Here is an 18,651-nt window from a genome sequence, read left to right as displayed (position 1 = left end):
ATATTACTCTCACAGTATACAAACAGGCTTCCCGAAAAGGAATAGAGGATTTCCCCAAACATATCTGGACAATTTCTGCAAACGTGCTAGCGCATTCGCTGCTGGGCTCTGCTTTGTTTGGGCGGCATGCCGGCGTGCACGCGATATATTCGGCTGAAATAATTCGGATCGGCATAACCTACCGCTTCGGCAATTTCATGAATGCTGACGTCCGTAGAAAAAAGCAGTTCCATCGCCCGATTCATCCGATAACGAATCAGGTAATCAATCGGGGCGATTCCCGTATATTTGTGGAACAGGTAGGAGAAATATTTTCCCTTCATCTGAAAACGCGCCGCAAGCTTGTCCAGCGTTAGCGGCTCCGCATAATGCGTCTGGATGTAAGCGACAGCATCGTCGACGAGCGCGGAGCTCCCCTGATTTTGCAGATCGCGTTGCGATTGGAGCAGCATATACAGCATCCGGTAGAACAGGCTTTTCTTCTCCAGAATGCCCATGCTGTCCGGTACGGAAGCAACGCGCAGCAACTGCTCCTGCACTTGCAGCAATTCGGAAGCAAGCTCGACATGGAACAGCGATATTTCAGTCAACAGCTTCGTGTTCAACGCTTCTACAGACGCGGGCAAATAATGAATGAGGAAATATTCGAAGCCCTCATCCCCTGTGCGAATTTCCAATCGCTTGTCCAGCGCGCCGACAAACCCGCGGCCGGGCGTCAGCCGATGGCATTCCGTTTCGTTGAATATAAAGTCGGCTTGCCCCCTCAGTCCGATCAGAATGGCGCATTTGGAGGTTGGTTGGCGGACATGACCGCTGAAAATTTGATTCGCTTCCTTGGCTGATCGGAAGACGCCATATACATCGACAGGCAGTTTTAAAAATTCATTCGCCAGTTGCTCGTATAAGTACGCCATATCGGATCACTCCACGGATTCATTTGCTAAATACCCCCTCCATTTTATTGATAATGAATATCATTATCAAACTCTTTGCGATAAATAGAATACCTCAAATCGATTCCATCACAAGTCCGAATTCGTGCCTCTTCTCACCGGCTCATACGTCAGCACAACGACTCCCGTATCAAACCTTTGCAATTCAATGAGCTTAAGCTCTTGCCGCGGGATTCCTTCTTTAAAAAGACGTTTTCCATTCCCTATGACGATGGGATGAATCATCAGCCGCAGCTCGTCGATGGTTCCACGCCAGATGCTCCAAAGTTGTTGTCGCCACATATTTCGGCAGGCTGTTCATCCGATCGGCGAAACCGTGTTCATCCGTCCTTGAAGGCCAGGCATCTGGAAAACCTTGATAAGTAACGCGCCCCAAAAGAAGGGCGTCGCAGGAAAAAATTTCTTCGACTTTGTACGAAAAATACTGTTCATTGGCGAAGGGAAAACTCCACCCGCCGCAATCGACAGGACAGGAAGATTTTTTTTCATGTTAGAAAAGTCGCTGGCGTTTCTCCAACCCCCGCTCTTCGCTCCCGCTCCCTCACGAAGCAGACACGTCTCACAAAACGCGGTATTCTCCCTCCACCAACTAACAAATTCGCTTTTTATGCCGCTCCGATGAAGCTCCCTGAAAAAATAGTCCCTATTTTATTGCTTATTTCCCCAAAACAGGCACGCCCTCCAAAATAGCCAGTGAAATCACTGGTTATTTCGGTAAAAATGCCCGATTAGGGGTATGGCGAAGCAAATAAGCCATGTTTTCACTGGCTATTTCCGTCGAGGCGGGCCAAATCGGGCAAATAAGCCATTTTTCATTGCCTATTTTGATTTCCCCGACCCGGCGTGATGCCGTGGCCAATCGCGGTGCGCAGGGCCGGATTTCATCCTTTCCGATAGGCTAAAAAGCCCGCGATAAACGCGGACTTGATTGCCTCCCTTACCCCCGATTCCGCTCACAAAATATCTTTCAGCTGTTTGCGGCTGTGGCCGTCCAGCGCCGTCCAGTCTCCGATTTCGCACCGTTTGCCGGTCATGTCGGTCAGGATGAGGCGATTGCCGCCGGGGAACTGCGTATATTCGTGCAAATTGCGCATCGCAAACCGCGTCGGGCCGCGGTTCGTCTGCAGCTCCCAGATCCACAAGTCGTTTTTTTGCTTGACGCTGTCGACGCGCGTAACGATCGGCATAAAATAGCGCAGCTGCAGCTCGTGAAGCAGCTCCGCTCGGCTTTCTTCGTCAAGCTCGGCGATGTCGCGGACGACGCCGATTTCATCGCCCGAAACTTGCCGGATCGAAATGTAGCGGGTCGCATAAGTAAACGGAAACGCGCGGTAAACGACAACTTCGCGGTACGCGTTCCCGGAGACGACGGCCTGCAGCACGCCGCCCGGACCGCGGCTGAACGACAGCCGGTCCGGGTCCAGCATCGCAATTTCGTAAGGATCGCGCGAATCGCCCATCAGCCTTCCACCCCTTTGATTTTGGACGTTTCCTTCTGCGCCTCGACCAGCTTGAAATACACGCCTTCCCGCTCCAGCAGCGCCTCGTGCGTGCCGACTTCGACGATGCGGCCGCGTTCCAGCACGACGAGCCGGTCGGCCCCGCGAAGCGTCGACAGCCGGTGCGCAATGGCGAACGTCGTCCGCCCTTTGACAAGCCGCGAAATCGCCTCCTGGATTTGCCGCTCGGTTTCCGTATCGACGGACGCCGTCGCCTCGTCGAGAATGAGGATGCGCGGATCGTGAATGACCGCGCGGGCGATCGACACGCGCTGCTTTTCGCCTCCCGACAACCGGTGGCCGCGTTCGCCGACGCGCGTATCGTACCCATCCGGCAGCCGGACGATAAAATCGTGGGCGTTGGCGATTTTGGCGGCACGCATAATGTCCTCCGGCGTTGCGTCCGGCTTCGAGTAGGCGATGTTCTCCGCGATCGTGCCGTCAAACAGGAAGGTCTCCTGCAGCACAACGCCGATCTGCTTGCGCAAATCCGATTGGCCGATCAGACGCAGATCGACGCCGTCGATCGTCACGCTGCCATCATCGGGATCGTAGAACCGGCAAATCAAGTTGATGAACGTCGATTTGCCGGCGCCGGAGTGCCCGACCAGCCCGATCATCTCCCCCGCCTTCACGTCGAGCGCGATATCTTTGATGACCGGATGATGCTTTTCGTAACCGTATGTTACACTGCGAAACGAAACATCGCCGTATACACGCCCGATCGGTTTCGGCTCGGCGGTATCCGGCACCTCGGACGGGGTGTCCATAATTTCGAACACGCGGTCGCCTGCCGACAGCGCGTGACTCGCCCAGTTGATCATTTGGCTGACCCACTGCAGCGGTCCGAACAACATCGCGAGATAAGCGATCAGCGCCATCATCCCGCCAAGCGACATGCTGTCCTGCAGCACGGAGCGGCCGCCGTAGAACCAAATCAGCGTCGTACCGGCGCCGGCCACCAGCGAAAACAGCGGAAACATCCCTTGCCACAGCCCTTCGATCCGAATGTTGTTGCGCACGACATCGCGGTTGGCTCCTTCGTAGCGCGCCATTTCCACGGGTTCCTGGCCGAATGCCTTTACGACGCGAATGCCTTGCAGCGAATCGCCGACAAGCACGTTCAAGCGAAAAATCGATCGCCACTGCTGGTACCACCGCCGCCCGATCATCGGCCAAAGCGTCATCGAAACGACGACCATCACCGGCATCGGCAGCAGCGCGAGCAGCGTCAGCTTCCAGTTGAGGTTGAACATAATGATAAAAATGGCGGCCACCCGCAGCGTTTCCCCCGCCACCCAAATGACGCCGTCGGTCATAAACTGGCGCATCGCCTCCGAGTCGCTGTTGACGCGGGCGATGAACTGCGACGTTTGGCGCCGGTCGAAGAAGGACAGCGACAGCCGCATCAATGCGTCATACACGTCGCGCCTCAGGTCGCCCATCAGCTTCGAGCCGACCCAGACGCCGATCAGCCCGCGCACTGTCTGCATCGCTGCGAGCACAACGAGCGTGGCGGCCAGCCCCGACACGACCGCAAACAGCGCGGACACCGGACCGCGCGGCTGCAATACATCGTCGAGCAGCACCTTGGTCAAGTATGGCGGCACCAGCTCGACCAGCGTCGTGATGAGCAGAAGCACGGCCGCGGCAGTCATCTGCAGCTTATACGGTTTCGTATAGCGCAGCATCCGCACGATCACTTTCCCGTTGTTTTTGCAGACCGGGCACGTATTCGAGCCTTCGCGCAGCGGGGTGCGGCATTTCGGGCAAAGCCGCGGCATGTCTTTCTCCGAAGGAGCCGGCCGCTCTTCGTCTTTGGCGACGGCGGCCAGCAGCTTGGCGGCAAAACCGAAGACGGACCCCAGCGTGGCGGTATAACGCAGCAGAACGACGGGGCCGCTTTCGGTATCTGCCAGCAGCGCGCCGCCGCCGATGCCGGTCACCGCCCGCGCGTCCGACACTTCCGCAACCGCTACGCGGAGCACAAGCTCCCCGCTTTGCGTCCACACCGTCGCCTCCTGTTCGGTGAGCGCGAGCCATTGTTCGCCGAAGCGGCCGTCGCCGAGCAAATCCGTGCCGGCGCAAAACAGCAGCTCCCCTGACAATTGCGCGGCAATGGCGTTAGGAAGCCGATCAAACATCGACATCGTACATGTCCCTCCCGGCAATGAAAGCGTTCCATTGCCACATGGTTCCATTAATTCACAGACATGCACATGTCGGCAAGCGAAAGTTTTGATTTAGTCATTTGGTGCCGCGGCGACATCGAATAGGCCCATGCATTCCTTCATGGGCCTACTCGATCGTCTCTTGTGCCTTATCGTTCCTGATCCGCGTACGCCGCCATTCGCAGCAGTCCTTGCATGTACCCGATGGCATGTCCCCGGGCGCGATGCCCCCAGTCGGTATCATTGACGACCCGCGGCACATGGTCATCGAGCAAAAAACCGTTGAAGCCGACTCGCTTCAGCCTGACGATCACTTCCGCCGGGTCGTAGTTGCCTTCTCCGATAAAACATTCCTGAAATGCCGGGACCGAACCTTGCACATCGCGGAAATGGACATACAATATTTTCCCCTTCGGACCAAAATAATCGATCATTTCCATCACATTGCTTGCGCCGTTCACCATCTCCGAACAGCACCCCAGGCACAAATTCAAGCCCCATGCCTCGCTGTCGGCCAGCGCCATCGCCCGTTTGAAGCTGTCAACGCCATGAAACAACCGCGTTACGCCGTCCAGCTCCCGAAGTGGCGGGTCGTCCGGATGAAGCGCCAGCTTGACGTTCGCTTCTTCCGCAACCGGAATGACAGCTTCCAGAAAATAGGAATAGTTGCGCCACATGATCTCTTCATCCGCAATGCGACCTTCGCGGTTCGCCGGATAATCGATCAAGTTGATGCCCTTGGCTGCTTCCCGATTGTCAAAAGCGGTGACCAGCGCCCCGCCGCGTCCTGCTGTCGAGAGCGACGTGCGCCACACGAAGTTGGGCATAAAATGATGGCCGAGAATCGGAATGCCCGCTCTGCCAGCATGGCGAATGGTCGCCTGGTAATGCTCGATCTGTTCGTCTCTGCCCGGAAGACCCAGCATGATTTTATCGTAAAATGGGATCGGCACGTTTTCGATCGCTTCCAGCTCAAGTCCGTATGACTCGACTTGCAGCCGCATTCGCAGCAGGTCCTCGAATTCCCAACGATGTTCCCCGGGCAAATACGGCGTATTCAGCTGCACGCTGTCGACGCCCAGCTGCTTGAGGAAGCGCAACGATTCATCGTCAACGTCGCGCAATTGTCCCCCGGCGACACGCATCCGTTTCATTGCGCGGCCTCCGTTCCGGGCACCTTATTGTACGCTTTAATGATGTCATGGCCGGGCCTGACGGACCCGTCCTCCAAGACGAACGGCATGTATCCGCGGTCGCCCGGCCGCGCGTTCCGGTCTGTCCGGTCGCGTCTTGCGCTGACCATTTCGCCGGCGCACAGCTGCCAGGCGTACCAGCCGATCCGGTAGCTCTGCAGCACTTGCAGGCTGCTCTCGATGCAGGAGCGCCGCACCTCGTCATCGAGACTCCCCTGCAACGTTTCATTGCACAGCAACGGTTTGCCCAGGCGGTTGGCCAGCACGACAAAAGATTCCACGACATCGCCGTACATCCCCTCCTCCCATCCCGGGTACGGATGAAAGGAAATGACGTCCATCGCTCGGTACAACTCCTCCAAATACGGCGAAGGCGACCCGAGCAGGCCAAAAGTGATTGGCTGCGCAGCCTGGACGCTTTTGGCGATTGCGGTGCAGTGCAGCCAAAATTGCTGCTCCTGTTTATAGAAGGCCGGGAGCATCGCTTCCACTCCCGCAAACTTGGGGTAATAAAACGGTTCGTTGCAAAGATCCCACATCAGAATCGTCGGGTCGTGCCTGAAACTCGACATGAACTGAGTGATGTAAACCGCATGTTGGTCGGAAATTTCGTCGCGCAGCACCTCGCCCAAATCCATTTGTCCAAAAGGGTAGTTCACATCCGTCCAGCGATTGTACAAGGTCGGCACGAGCGTCAGGCGATACTTGGCCGCCAGCCCGACAATCGATTCCGCCTGCTTCAGGAATCGGCCTTCGTTGCGGTGGAAGCTTACACTGCTGAACCAGATACGCAGGCTGTTGGCCCCCAACGCCTCCGCATAAGCAAACTCGCGCTCCCATACCGCAAACTGAAATTGATCCATTATATCGTTCAGGATAAAGGCATAGGAAGGAATATAATTAAACCCGCGGACATGGGCATACGGGTTGCGTTCAAGCTTCGATGTCATTCAAGCGACCTCATTTCGATTGTAATGACGGCTCCTCTACTTCAGCCAATACCGTTACCGGAGAACTGTCCGCGTTTGCGATGAACACGGGCACGGCGAGCACCCGCTTCAGCTCGCCTCCTCCTTGCAGCGCCGTGAAATCCAGATCTTCAATAATGCATATAGAATGCGAATGAAATGAGCCAAGCAGCAATTGATGGGCCAAAACGCCCTCTTCCGGATGCACGTAAGAAGCAAGCGAAATCCAGTCCAAGGCGATCGCCTTCAAATTCGAACAATGGTCCATCAGCAACCGGCAAGCTTCGGCGCTTATTCCCGGCCCTTCGCCGGCGTATCGTTCGGGATCCGTACGCCGGCAGGCGCTGAACCCGCTGCGGATCATCAACAGATCGGCGCGCTGCAGCCGGGGCAAATGCGGAAACAATTCCGCCGCCTGCACCAGTTCGCCATATGATTTCGGAATGTCGAGCAGGTACGGTTCGTCGTAAATGAACGTCTCCAGTGGCAGCTCGCAAAGCCGCGGACCATGATCGTTAAAGTGCTTGGGGCCATCCATATGCGAGCCGAAATGATTGTGCAGCGCAACAATCGTTTGGTTGGCGATATCTCCGGCCGCAATGGATGTATAGGCTTCGGTCTTCATCGTAAAATTGCCCGGCCAGCCCGGGTCTCCTTCGGCCATCGTGTATGACAAGCGGACAAACATCGCGTACGCCTCCTCTGGATACTTTCGCTTCCACCGATACCGCGGGCTAAAGAGCCAAATAGCCGCCGTCCACCGCAAGATCGGCCCCCGTAATAAACGACGCGTCGTCCGAGGCGAGAAAAGCGACCGGTCCCGCCACTTCTTCCGGACGGCCTTGTCGGCCGAGCACATGAATGCTGGCGACCCTCTCGTTTTCGGCTGCGACATCCAGGCCAAACTTGGCGCAATAGCTGTCGAACGCCCGGGTCCAAATGTAGCCGGGACAGACGCTGTTGACGCGAATGCGGTCATTCGCCAAATCGATCGCCCAACATTTGGTCAGGCCGCGAATGGCAAATTTTGTTGCATTATAGGTCGCATAGTGCGCTTGCCCGACAAATCCGCTGATCGAGGATAGATTGATCACACTCCCGCCGCCGCTTCTTTGCAGCAAGGGCAGCGCATATTTAGTCACGTTCGACGTGCCGACGATGTTGATTTCGTTCACTTGCCGCCAATCGTCGGTCGTTGCCTCGACGCCCTTGAAGACGAAAACAGCGGCATTGTTGACCAGCACGTCAACGGCTCCCGCGCCTTCCGCGCCGATTCGCTGAAACGCGGCCCGGATCGCGGCTTCGTCGCCAATATCGACTTGTTCGAATCGCACCGCATGTCCGGTTCGGCTTTGGATGCGGGCTGCCGTATCGTTTCCTTCCTCCGACCGGTCGAGCAGCCAAACGGTCATGCCCTCTTCGCTAAGCCGCTGTACGATCGCTTCTCCCAGGCCTTGCGCGCCGCCCGTCACGACGGCTGTTTTGCCCTTTAACCCCCGCATCGCGCTTCTCTCCTCTTTACCGGATAACTGTATCGTTCAGACGCGATTGACAATATGCTTCGGCTGCTGCCCGTTGAACAACCGGCAAATTTCCATTGCCGCATATTGCTGCAGCCGTACGATCGAATCTTCGGAATACCAGGCACAGTGACTGGTCACGAGACAATTGTCCAGCTGCAGCAGCGGGTTTCCCGGAGCGGGAGGCTCCTCCTCCAGTACGTCCAAAGCCGCACCGGCAATACGCCCTTGCCGCAGTGCCGCCGCAAGAGCGTTCGTGTCGATGACGCCGCCACGCGACGTATTGATCAGGTAAGCCGATCGTTTCATCCCGGCCAGCGTCTGTGCATTGAATAAATGCCTCGTTTCTTCGTTAAGCGGCAAATGGACGGAAATAACATCGCTTTCGCCAAGCAGTTGCTCCCGCGTCACGCCACGCACGCCGCAGGCGGCAAAATCCGCCGCTTGCACATAAGGATCGCAGGCGATCACCCGCATGTTGAACGCTTGAGCGCGAACGGCGACTGCCCGGGCAATATTGCCGAACCCGGCCAAGCCGAGCACCTTGTCGCGCAAGCCGAGCACGGGTGCGCACGGCGCATTGTCCCAGATGCCTTCCCTCACTTGCCGGACAATCGCCGGAATTTTACGCACGACGGACAACAGCAAAGTAAATGTATGGTCCGCCACTTCCTGAATGCCGTAGTCCGGCACATTGACGACCGGAATGCCGCGTTTCGCCGCCGCTTCGAGGTCGACGCTGTCGACGCCGATGCCATAGCGGACGATAATGCGGCATCGCTCCAGACCGGCGATGACGGCGGCGTCGATCGGTGCGTATTGCGTCAGGATCGCGTCCGCATGGCGGCACAACGCCAGCACCTCGTCCGCTCTCCTGCATTGGCCGGTGACGAAGCGAAACCCCAAAGGCTCAAGAATGTGCCGTTCCCGCGCCAAATCCGGAAATGTAAAATCGGTAACCGCAACAGTCCGTTCTGCCGCTATTGATGCTGTTTCCATCGATCCCTTTCCTTTCCCCGCCATCATTGCTCCCCAAGGCTCCATTCGACAACGACGACGGACAGGCTTGGCAGCTTCGCGCGAAGCTGATCTTCGTCAACAACCGTTTCCGCTCCGCGCGTAGTCATGACTGGATGCGGCAACGCGCCGCCGGATTCGCTCCATACATGAAAATCGTTGCAAGTGTCGAAACCGGGATTAAACACAATCATCACATAACGATCCTGCTTTCGCTTCAGCCATACCGTTATCGGTCCTTCGCTGCTCCATTGCAACGGAATCGACGGGGCAAGCATCCGTTCGGAGAGACGCTGCAGCTGCCGCATGCGCTGCGGGGACAACACATGGTGCCAAGGCATATGTCCGAGCACGGCCACAGGAGGTTTTCCTTCCGGTCGGAACAAGGTCACCGCTGCGCCCAGCAGTTCCCCGGACACGTCGAACAAACGCGACATGATTTCCATCCGCTCCCCCGCTTGCTCCGCCGGTTGCAGCGCATAGCTTTGCAAGCCGTAATACGTCAGCGTTGCCGCCCGGACATAATCTTCGTATCCCCCGTTGAACGGATGATCGGTGAACCGCTCGTACACGCCTTCCCGGTAACTGGCAACGTCGCGGATGCCGATGAGTTCGCCCAGCTGCCGCTCGACATAAATCCGGGCCGCCTCCGCATCCATCAGCAGCGGTTGCTCGCAGAGCGCGATCAGCTCGCCATCGCTCATGCCGCGCGCCGCCTGGCCCGACAGCAGGCTGCCGCCGTCTTGCGGTCTGCCGCCGCTGAACGGCAAACCCGCCCCCATCAAGCTCAGCGCGCTGCGATAATGCGGCGCCCGCATCGCCAGCAGATCGTCGCCGGCCGGCAAATGGGCGAAATGATCGCGCGAATACGGGGTGCACCAGCCTACCGGAACGCTGCCTGCGACGATGGCTTGCGCCTGATCCAGCAGCGGCTCGTGAACAGACAACGCATCCAGCCAGTTGCGATAGGGCTCGAGCGGGTTGCCCGCCATGTCCAGCACGTTGAACATGATGCCCTCCACGCCTGTCGCCAATACGGTCAGCAAACATTCCAGACCGGTAATGGCGGCGCTTTTGGCCCCGATCGTATACGGATAATTTTCCACTTCATAGGTGGCTCGTATGCCTGGCGGAAGCGCCGCGCAAGCCATCGCCACCTGATGCGTTTTGACCAGCAATTCGCGCGGCTGGTCGTCGGTCCAGAATCCGCCTCCCGGACGCAGCCAGCCGCCGGCCTTGCTTGCGCCGTCCGCCCAGTCGCCGCCGAGCAACTGGTCGAACCAGTCGCGCAAATCGACGCGGGCATCGTTGTAGCTCGCGAGATCTACGGTCATCAATCCGATTACCGCCTGCGGATGCGCCCGGGTTAAACCTTCCGCACATGCGCGCAGCAGCTCGTGGACGACGCGCCGGTTGCGGTCAAGCCATAAGGAACGGGTCCCGCTGTCGCGCTTCAACCGCGCCGCTAGCTCTTCCCGGGTCAACGGCGAATCGGGGGATGACATCTGCCGGAAGGAAGCGACACATGCCGGACAGAAGCAGCCCCACCGCACCGGCAAGTGGCCTTGCAAACGAACGTCGTCGTCGATCCAATATTTGTCGGCCCGGCATTCGCCGTATCGTTTATATTTCTCCCGCGTGTACGCAAGAAAACCGGCATCGGCCGGACAGCTGCAATACCGCGCAACGCTGCCGTCTTCTCCGACCATCGTTTGCCAGGGCGGAACCGGCGCCAATCGCCCGCCTTCGTCGGAATGTCCGATCGTATTGAGCACATTAATCACGGGTACGAATCCCGCCTCCCGGGTCGTCTCCACCGCCCAGGCAAGCTGCTCCGCCCTGCGCTCCACTTCCTCAAGCGGAATATAACGCCAATCCGTGCCGTCTCCTTCGGTAAAGAAGCTGATCTCGTGCGTAAGCCCGCGATAACGGTCCAGAAACTGCAGCAGCCGCAGCAGCTTCTCCCGACTTTGATACTGCGGCCAAAATACCCGCTGGGTATAAATCATGTCCGGCTCCTCCATCCCGCGTCCATTTGCTGCCGCATCGTTATTCCTTTACGCTGCCCAGCACGATTCCTTTGACAAAATACTTTTGCAGCAGCGGGTAAACGAGCAGGATCGGCAGCATGCCGATAAATATTTGCGCCGACTTCACCGTGCGGTCGGATATTTCCGCCATGGAAGCCCAGTCGGCCGTCGGCATCGACGAACCGCTCGCGACGATAACCGTCTGCAAATAACTTTGCAGCGGATAATGCTCCGGCTTGCCCATCAGAATAAGACCGTCAAACCAGCTGTTCCAGTGCCCGACAAGCGAAAACAGCGCAATCGTAGCCAGCGCCGGCAACGAAGTCGGCACGAATATTTTCCACAGCACCGTCCAGTGGCCCGCTCCGTCGACATAAGCCGACTCCTCCATCTCCCGTGGAAGCTGGCGAAAAAAGTTCAACAGCAGCACGACGGAAAAAACAGGTACGGCGCCCGGCAGCACCAGCGCCCAGATCGTGTCAAGCAAGCCCGTCGAACGAATGACGACATACCATGGAATCAGCCCGCCGTGAAACAGCATCGTGATAACAAAAAACCAGGCATACAGAGTACGAGGGCGAAAGTGGCCGGATTCCTTCGACAGCGGGTAGGCAAGCAAAATCGTCAGCAGCATTTGCACGCCGCCCCCAACCGTTATGCGTTCGAACGAATTGAGCAGGCTGCGCCAAAATTGATGCCGCTGCCAAACGTAATCGTAAGAACGCCATGTGAACTGCACGGGCCACAGCCCGATCTCCCCGGCCGTAGCCGCCGTGCTGGAGCTGAAGGACACCGCCAGAATATGAATGAGCGGGGCGATGCACAGCAGCGACAATACCACCAGAACGGTATGATTGACGACGAGATACGTCTTGCGATAGGCGGATTCGTGCAAAGGCATACCGTACCTCCATTAAAAAATGCGATAATTGGCGATCCGATAAGCAAGGTAATAAGCAATCGAAATCATCGTGAACGATACGACCGATTTGAACAGACCGATCGCCGTGGCGAAACCGAACTGGTTGTCGAGCAGACCGACCCGATACACGAACGTATCGATGATGTCGCCGCTTTCGTAAACTTGCGGGCTGTATAAATTGAACACCTGTTCGAAGCCCGCATTCAGCACGTTCCCGAGACTGAGCACCGTCATGAGCACGATAATCATCCGCATGCCGGGAAGCGTGATATGAACCGTTTGACGCCAGCGGTTCGCGCCGTCCACAACGGCGGCTTCATAAAGCTGCGGGTTGATGCTCGTAATCGAGGCCAAATAAACGATCGTGCCGAAGCCGAATTCTTTCCACACATCGGAGACGACCAATGTATAAGGAAACCAGCGATTATCGCCAAGAAAATAAATCGGATCGACGCCGATCTGCCGCAAGATGGCATTGACCAATCCGTACCCGGGCGACAAAATATCGATCAAAATGCCCGACAACAACACCCAGGACAAAAAATGCGGCAAATAAACGATCGTCTGCAGCGTCCGCTTCAGCTTGGCATGAATCACTTCGTTCAACATCAGGGCAACGACGACCGGAACGAGCAAGCCGGCGACAATTTTCATCGAAGCGATGTACAGGGTGTTCCATACGACGCGCAGCGTGCCGGGAAACTGCAGCGCATAGTCGAAGTTGGCCCATCCCACCCATTGCTGATGGCCGAACAATCCGCGAGCCGGAACGAACTTCTGGAAGGCGATGACCATGCCGGCCAGCGGGCCGTACGAATAAATCAGCACGAGGATGAAGCCGGGCAGGATCATGAGATGCAAGGGCCACGTATTTCTTTTGCGAAAATGCATCGCATTTCCTCCGATCCGCCCTGCGGAATTTCCGCAGGGACCTGCCTTCCGTCCCTGCGGAAATTCCGCGAACGCCTTATTTTTTCTGCGAGCCGTACCAGTCGTTCACTTCTTTGGTCATCGCCGTTCCGCCCAGCGCGTTCCACTGCTCGACCACTTTGTCGAACTCGCTCACTTCCTGGGCGCCGAGAATGATTTTCGTATACGTTTCGTTAAGCAGCTTGTCGAGCGTCGCCTTCTTCTCCACCATCGTTGGCGTCGGCGCGCCGGAAAATTCGTCGGAAATGAACAGCTTTTCGTCGTTATACTTTTTCATCGTCAAATAGGAGCCTTGCGTTCCGAATATGCGGTCGTACCCCCACAAGCTCTGATTGCCCGCTTTATAGCCCGCCACTTTCTCGAAATAACCTTTGGCTTCGCCTGTCAGCTTGGAGCCGTCTCCCGAAACGAGAGCGCTTTGCATTTGAAGGTACGCATCCAGGTTTTTTTGTGGCGGTTCGGGTCTGTTGAGCGCAAGGTGGAACACATTTTCCCCTTTGGCATTGATGTAATATTTTTCGTATTCGTTGTTTGTCGTTCCCCAGTTTTTCTCCATGAAAATATTGAAGATTTTCACCAGCGCTTCCGGATTTTTCGCCCCTTTCTTCACGACCCACCAGTTCAGCGTCGCACTCATCGTCTGTGGCCTTGCCGGTTGATTATCGAAGGAAACGAGCGGGAACGCGGTCCATTGCGCATTCGGGTCTTTGTCGTGATTCGTCTGGAACGGGTACACCGGGTTCCATTGCTGGCCGAAATTCAGTCCGTTTCTGCCGGACACCGGATCTTCCGCCACTTTGCCGGAATCCTTGACGCCGAATTCTTTATCGATCAGCCCCGCCTTGTACATGTCCTGCAGCTGCTTGAGCGCATCCTTCATCGCCGGCTGCACGCCGCCGAAGACGAGCTTGCCGGAAGCATCCTTCACCCAAATGCGCGGATAGGCGTGATAACCGTTGAAGAACCCTTCCAGTCCCGCATACCCGCCCCACAAATCTTTGAACATGGCCAGGCCGACCGTGTCCGCCTTGCCGTTTCCGTCGGGGTCCAGCTTCGCAAACGCTTCGGCGATTTTGACCACATCGTTCATCGTCTTCGGCGGGGTCAGCTTCAGCTTCTCCAGCCAGTCCGTGCGAATCCAGATGAAGTGCGCGCCGTCAATGGAGCTGTTCGTTTCCGGAAGCGCCATCAGCTTCCCGTTGATCGTCGCCACATCGAACGGCGTCGTGCCGCCTTGCGTGAGCGATTTTTTCAGCAAGGGCGAAGCGTACGTATTGTACACTTCGGTTAAGTCCGCCAGCAAACCGGCATCCGTCAGCTGCTTCAGCTCCGTCAGATTGACCGGGAACACGTCGGGAAGATCGCCCGACGCGATCGAGACCGTTTTTTTCTGGTTGAACTGATCCGACGGAACAGCCCAGACATACTTCAATTTGATGCCCAATTCCTTCTCGTACAGCTCGGTAAACATGTTTTTGTCGTAACTGATGCCGTCTTTGGTCAAATTTTGCACCGTGGCGTTGATCGATTTGATCGATGTCAATTCGATCGGCGGATCGTACTTGCCCAGAGGATCGACCGCCTTGGCAGGCGAAGCGGACGTTTTGCCTGCGGAGCTTCCGGGACTGGCGGATGCTGTTGCTTTGGTTTCGCCGGCAGGACTGTCGGCCTTGTTCGACGACGTGCAGGCAGCCAGCGCCAGCATAACGATCAGCACCGTCGGCAGAAGCGTGTGAACCTTGATGAAGCTGCGATTCATTACGTGAACCCCTCCTGTTTGATTGCAAACACGCGGTACCAACCTGTTTGCTTGCTTTAAGCATAGGCAATATGCAGGCGCGCAACAACGCGATTCTGTTGCCTTCGGTTGACTTCCGTTGCCATGTTCCCGGGCGCCGTGCCGATTGCCTACCGTTCTTTCGTTTCCGCCTTCATCTCCGCATACTTGTCCCTGAACTCCTGCGGAGTCAGCGAAAACATCTTCTTGAAGTAACGGGTGAAATAAGCCGCCGCTTCATATCCGACCGCCGCTGCGATTTCCTGAATTTTCAGATGACCGGCGGAGATGAGCAGCTCCCGGGCCTTTTCCATTCTCATCGTCGTAATATAATCGGACAGCAGCATGCCTTTTTCCCGCTTATACAGCTTGGACAGATAGGTGGGACTGTGATGAACCAGCTCGGCCAGCGTCGTTAACGACAAGTCCAGATGGATATGGGTCTGAATATAACGATCCAAATATTGCACCACCTTGCCGGTGCGTTCGTCGTTGCCGGATTCGAGGCTGGCGAACAGCAGATCGGTCAATCCGCGAAAATAACGGATGACGCCCTGCCAGGAAGAATGCTCGTTCATGACCATCAGCTTGTTCAAGTCCGCCGGTGCCATTAATAGCCGAAATTGTCCGTTGCGGTTGACGTAAGACATGAAAAATAAGGCCAACGGATAAAAAGCTTCGAACAGATGAAATTCCTTGGCCGGAAGCTCCAGCCTCATGTAGTCGTCCAGAACAAGCAGAAACTTGTCTTTCTGGCCTTTCTCCAGCCATCCTTCCAATTGGCCCAGCAGTCGGCCGCGCTGCGTTCGGACCGTCTGATACTGGGCATCGCCGTCGTTCTCCGTCTCGTGTTCAAGCACGATCACTTCTTCCTCCAAGCCGTACCGGTTGCCGAGCAAAAACTTCAGCTTGTTGAACCGTGGCTCCAGCATGTCCCATTCCGTTTCGCTGTTTGCCATGACGAATGACAGCGAAACCTTGAGCAGCTTGCGGCACGTCTCCTGAATCGGCTCCAGCGTCTGATAGGTGTAATGCTTCAGCTTGTCCCAATGCGCCATGGCGAAGCGCTCCGGCACGTCTGCCGTATCCGCGGGCTGGATCAACCAAATCATCGTTTGAGAATCGTAGCTGATGGCGGCAACGTTGCTTTCGCTTTGCATATACTCTTCCACGATATTTTGAATGGCAAATACGAATAAGGTGCGATCCGAGCTAGTATAGTGCCCGTCCCAGCCGTCGACTCGTCCGATGAGCAGCAGCAGCGGCGCTTCCGGCTCCAGAAGAATGTCCAATTCGGCGAATTTATCTGCGCGCGCTTTGGCCGTTTGCCGCTCGCCTTGCAGCATGTCCAGCAAATACTCTTTCTGCAGCATCGGCAGTGCCAGCCGCATATTCGCTTTGGATTTCAGCAAAAAATGCTCGTCCAGCAACGAACTTTCGATTTCGCCAATTGCCTTCTCGACCGCTCGCACAATCGTCTGGTCGCCATCGGTTTTCACCAGATAATCCACAATCCCGCCACCGCGTATCGCCTCTTTCGCGTAATCAAACTCGCTGAATCCGGTCAGGAAAATGATTCGGCATCTTGGCCACTGCCGGCGAATTTCCTTCTGCAGCTGAATGCCGCTCATGCCCGGCATGCGAATATCGGACAGCACAATGTCCACTCTTGTGCTCTGCAGCCACTCCATGGCCTCGATCACGTCATACGCCCGCAGCAATTCCAGATCCGGGCGCTCCAGATCGGCGATTAATCGGTACAGGCTGTCTACAATCATCGGCTCGTCGTCCACAATCAACATGTTATACATGGCTGTCTCCTTCAGAAATCGGAATCGTCCATTCCACCCGCAACCCGCCCCATTCTCCAACAGAAACCTGCAACCCGGCCATTTCTCCGTATTTCAGCCCGAGTCGGCGATGGATGTTAATCAATCCCGTGCTTTCTCCTTCCTCGTTATGCGTCAGATGTTGTTGCAGCAACGAAAGCTGCTCGGGCGTCATTCCCGCGCCGTTGTCCTCCACGAATATGCGCAGCCCTGCAGCGGTTGGTTCCAAGCCGAAACGCAACCGGCCGCCCCTTATGACATCGTGCAGCCCATGCTCGTATGCATTTTCCAGTATCGGTTGAAAAATGAGCCGGGGAATCCGCCTCTCCTTCCATTGCGACGGCAGCGGATCGAATTCGACTTGAATGCGTTTGGGAAAGCGGTTTTGCTGAATTTCCATGTAAGCTCGCGCATGTTCGTACTCCTTGTCGAGCGGCACTTCATCCTCGGAATTTCGCGTGATGTACTTGAAATAATCGCCCAAATGCGCGGAAAGCTTGAGGCCGTTTTCGCTGTCGCCGGCGGCAATCAGATGATGCAGCGTAAAAAAGTTATTGTACAGAAAATGCGGGTTGATCTGGGATTGCAATTGCTTCAGTTCGGCTTTATGCAGCCGCAGCTTCTGAACATACAATTCGTTGATCAACTGATCGAGATTGCGTACGGTCTTATCGAACTGCTTGAACAAATAACCGAATTCGTCATTATTTTTGTGGCGAATCGCCACCTTCATATTGCCTTCCTCCAAGCTGCGGAACGCTTTCAGCAATACTTTCAACGGGCTCTGGATCACCCGGCGGATCCCCAGCGAAAACATCAGCACAATAACGAGCGAAATACCGGATAATAGCCAGAACCAATTGTTGTATGTGCGCAGCTTGCCCAAAATAATGTCTTCCGGCAAGAAGACGAACAGCGTCGCATCCAGCAGCGCGGACTTCTCGTAGGCGATGAAATAGCGATTGCCTGCAATATCGCGAGAATCGGCATAAATCCGGCCGGCGTCGATTTGCCCGACGTTCGTCATTTGTTTAACCGCGTTAATCGTTTCCACATCTTGGCCGTTGTTTATTTCCCATTCTTTGTTCACCAGCACCGCTCCGGCATTGGCATTGATTTTGCGCAAGCTTCGCTGGATTTCCTCTTTCGACAAATTCATATTGAGAATAAACAGGGGCGTATGCTCCGAATCGTTTGCCGGCAAACTCGGATATGACACGTTGATGAATAAACTCCCTTCTGCCCCGTTAACAATTTGTTTGCGCGACAACCGGTTCAAATATTTCAGCGATTCGGGCGATGTTTCGCTGACGGAGCCCGTTGTCGACAAGGTTCGTTCAATGAGCGGAATGTAGGCGGTTACATTTTGGATGTACTTGCTGGAGTTGCTCAATAACCCGATCCGGTTCAGGATGCGGTTGATCGCCTCCGTCTTTTCGAAATCGGTCATGTACGTGGCAAACGAACTGATCTTCACCAAATCCTGATCATAAATATTTTCGTTCAACAGCTTGGTGATCCGCTCCAGCTCCTGTTCGAACGATTGGAAAAAAAATTCGGTTTGCGAAAAAACCGATTGCGAGATTTGCCCCTTCACTTCCTTCTTCGCCAATTCATTCAGCACAAGACTCAAAGAATAAAGCGGCAGAATGGCGATCAGAAAGGTAAATAGCAGTTTTTGGAAAATGTTTCGATTGCGAATGAACGCCACAACAGCCCCGCCCCCCGATGGACAAAATAGTTGCTCAACCTGGTAGTAGTCCTATTTTCTCTCACCTTTCCTTGAAGTACAACTACAAAATGGAGTTGTGAAAAACAAAAAAGCCACGGTTGGTTGAACCG

At 55.8% G+C, this 18,651-nt stretch carries 15 protein-coding genes; all 15 read right to left on the bottom strand.

Features of this window, described 5'->3' with window-relative positions:
* Window positions 1-86 precede the first annotated feature (86 nt).
* Window positions 87-914, bottom strand: a complete 828-nt coding sequence (locus tag EXY20_RS07715) for a helix-turn-helix domain-containing protein (RefSeq protein WP_135549373.1) — start codon at window positions 912-914, stop codon at window positions 87-89.
* A gap of 108 nt (window positions 915-1,022) precedes the next feature.
* On the bottom strand, window positions 1,023-1,178 hold the full coding sequence (locus EXY20_RS39755) for a dihydrofolate reductase (RefSeq protein WP_235885409.1): 156 nt from the start codon (window positions 1,176-1,178) through the stop codon (window positions 1,023-1,025).
* A 728-nt stretch (window positions 1,179-1,906) separates the two neighbouring features.
* The gene (locus tag EXY20_RS07705; protein WP_135549371.1) at window positions 1,907-2,413 is read right to left on the bottom strand and encodes a DUF1854 domain-containing protein; all 507 of its coding nucleotides are present in this window, start codon (window positions 2,411-2,413) and stop codon (window positions 1,907-1,909) included.
* Window positions 2,413-4,602 (bottom strand): ABC transporter ATP-binding protein, encoded by a 2,190-nt coding sequence (locus tag EXY20_RS07700; RefSeq protein ID WP_207671237.1) that lies wholly within the window; start codon window positions 4,600-4,602, stop codon window positions 2,413-2,415. The genes EXY20_RS07705 and EXY20_RS07700 overlap by 1 nt, the downstream gene beginning before the upstream one ends.
* 170 nt (window positions 4,603-4,772) lie before the next feature.
* The gene (locus EXY20_RS07695) at window positions 4,773-5,777 is read right to left on the bottom strand and encodes a mannonate dehydratase (RefSeq protein WP_207671236.1); all 1,005 of its coding nucleotides are present in this window, start codon (window positions 5,775-5,777) and stop codon (window positions 4,773-4,775) included.
* On the bottom strand, window positions 5,774-6,766 hold the full coding sequence (locus EXY20_RS07690; protein ID WP_135549369.1) for a glycoside hydrolase 5 family protein: 993 nt from the start codon (window positions 6,764-6,766) through the stop codon (window positions 5,774-5,776). The genes EXY20_RS07695 and EXY20_RS07690 overlap by 4 nt, the downstream gene beginning before the upstream one ends.
* 10 nt (window positions 6,767-6,776) lie before the next feature.
* Entirely contained in the window at window positions 6,777-7,472 is a 696-nt protein-coding gene (locus tag EXY20_RS07685; protein WP_167859061.1) for a cyclase family protein, read from the bottom strand.
* A 46-nt stretch (window positions 7,473-7,518) separates the two neighbouring features.
* Window positions 7,519-8,286, bottom strand: coding sequence for an SDR family NAD(P)-dependent oxidoreductase (locus EXY20_RS07680; protein ID WP_135549365.1), 768 nt, complete (start codon window positions 8,284-8,286; stop codon window positions 7,519-7,521).
* Window positions 8,287-8,322: 36 nt separating this feature from the next.
* The gene (locus tag EXY20_RS07675) at window positions 8,323-9,303 is read right to left on the bottom strand and encodes a C-terminal binding protein (RefSeq protein ID WP_167859060.1); all 981 of its coding nucleotides are present in this window, start codon (window positions 9,301-9,303) and stop codon (window positions 8,323-8,325) included.
* A gap of 23 nt (window positions 9,304-9,326) precedes the next feature.
* Window positions 9,327-11,330 (bottom strand): hypothetical protein, encoded by a 2,004-nt coding sequence (locus EXY20_RS07670; RefSeq protein WP_135549361.1) that lies wholly within the window; start codon window positions 11,328-11,330, stop codon window positions 9,327-9,329.
* Window positions 11,331-11,370: 40 nt separating this feature from the next.
* On the bottom strand, window positions 11,371-12,252 hold the full coding sequence (locus tag EXY20_RS07665; RefSeq protein ID WP_135549359.1) for a carbohydrate ABC transporter permease: 882 nt from the start codon (window positions 12,250-12,252) through the stop codon (window positions 11,371-11,373).
* 12 nt (window positions 12,253-12,264) lie between these two features.
* Window positions 12,265-13,164 (bottom strand): ABC transporter permease, encoded by a 900-nt coding sequence (locus EXY20_RS07660; RefSeq protein ID WP_135549356.1) that lies wholly within the window; start codon window positions 13,162-13,164, stop codon window positions 12,265-12,267.
* A gap of 76 nt (window positions 13,165-13,240) precedes the next feature.
* Window positions 13,241-14,962: an extracellular solute-binding protein gene (locus EXY20_RS07655; protein WP_135549354.1), complete on the bottom strand. Its 1,722-nt coding sequence runs from the start codon at window positions 14,960-14,962 to the stop codon at window positions 13,241-13,243.
* A gap of 149 nt (window positions 14,963-15,111) precedes the next feature.
* Window positions 15,112-16,791, bottom strand: a complete 1,680-nt coding sequence (locus tag EXY20_RS07650) for a response regulator transcription factor (RefSeq protein ID WP_135549352.1) — start codon at window positions 16,789-16,791, stop codon at window positions 15,112-15,114.
* Complete coding sequence (locus EXY20_RS07645) at window positions 16,784-18,520, bottom strand: sensor histidine kinase (protein ID WP_135549350.1); 1,737 nt, start codon at window positions 18,518-18,520, stop codon at window positions 16,784-16,786. Before EXY20_RS07645 ends, EXY20_RS07650 begins: the two co-directional genes overlap by 8 nt.
* Window positions 18,521-18,651 lie beyond the last annotated feature (131 nt).

Source organism: Paenibacillus cymbidii (assembly GCF_004764705.1).
Classification (GTDB): Bacteria; Bacillota; Bacilli; order Paenibacillales; family NBRC-103111; genus Paenibacillus_AN; species Paenibacillus_AN cymbidii.
This window is presented reverse-complemented; position numbering and strand designations above follow the sequence as displayed.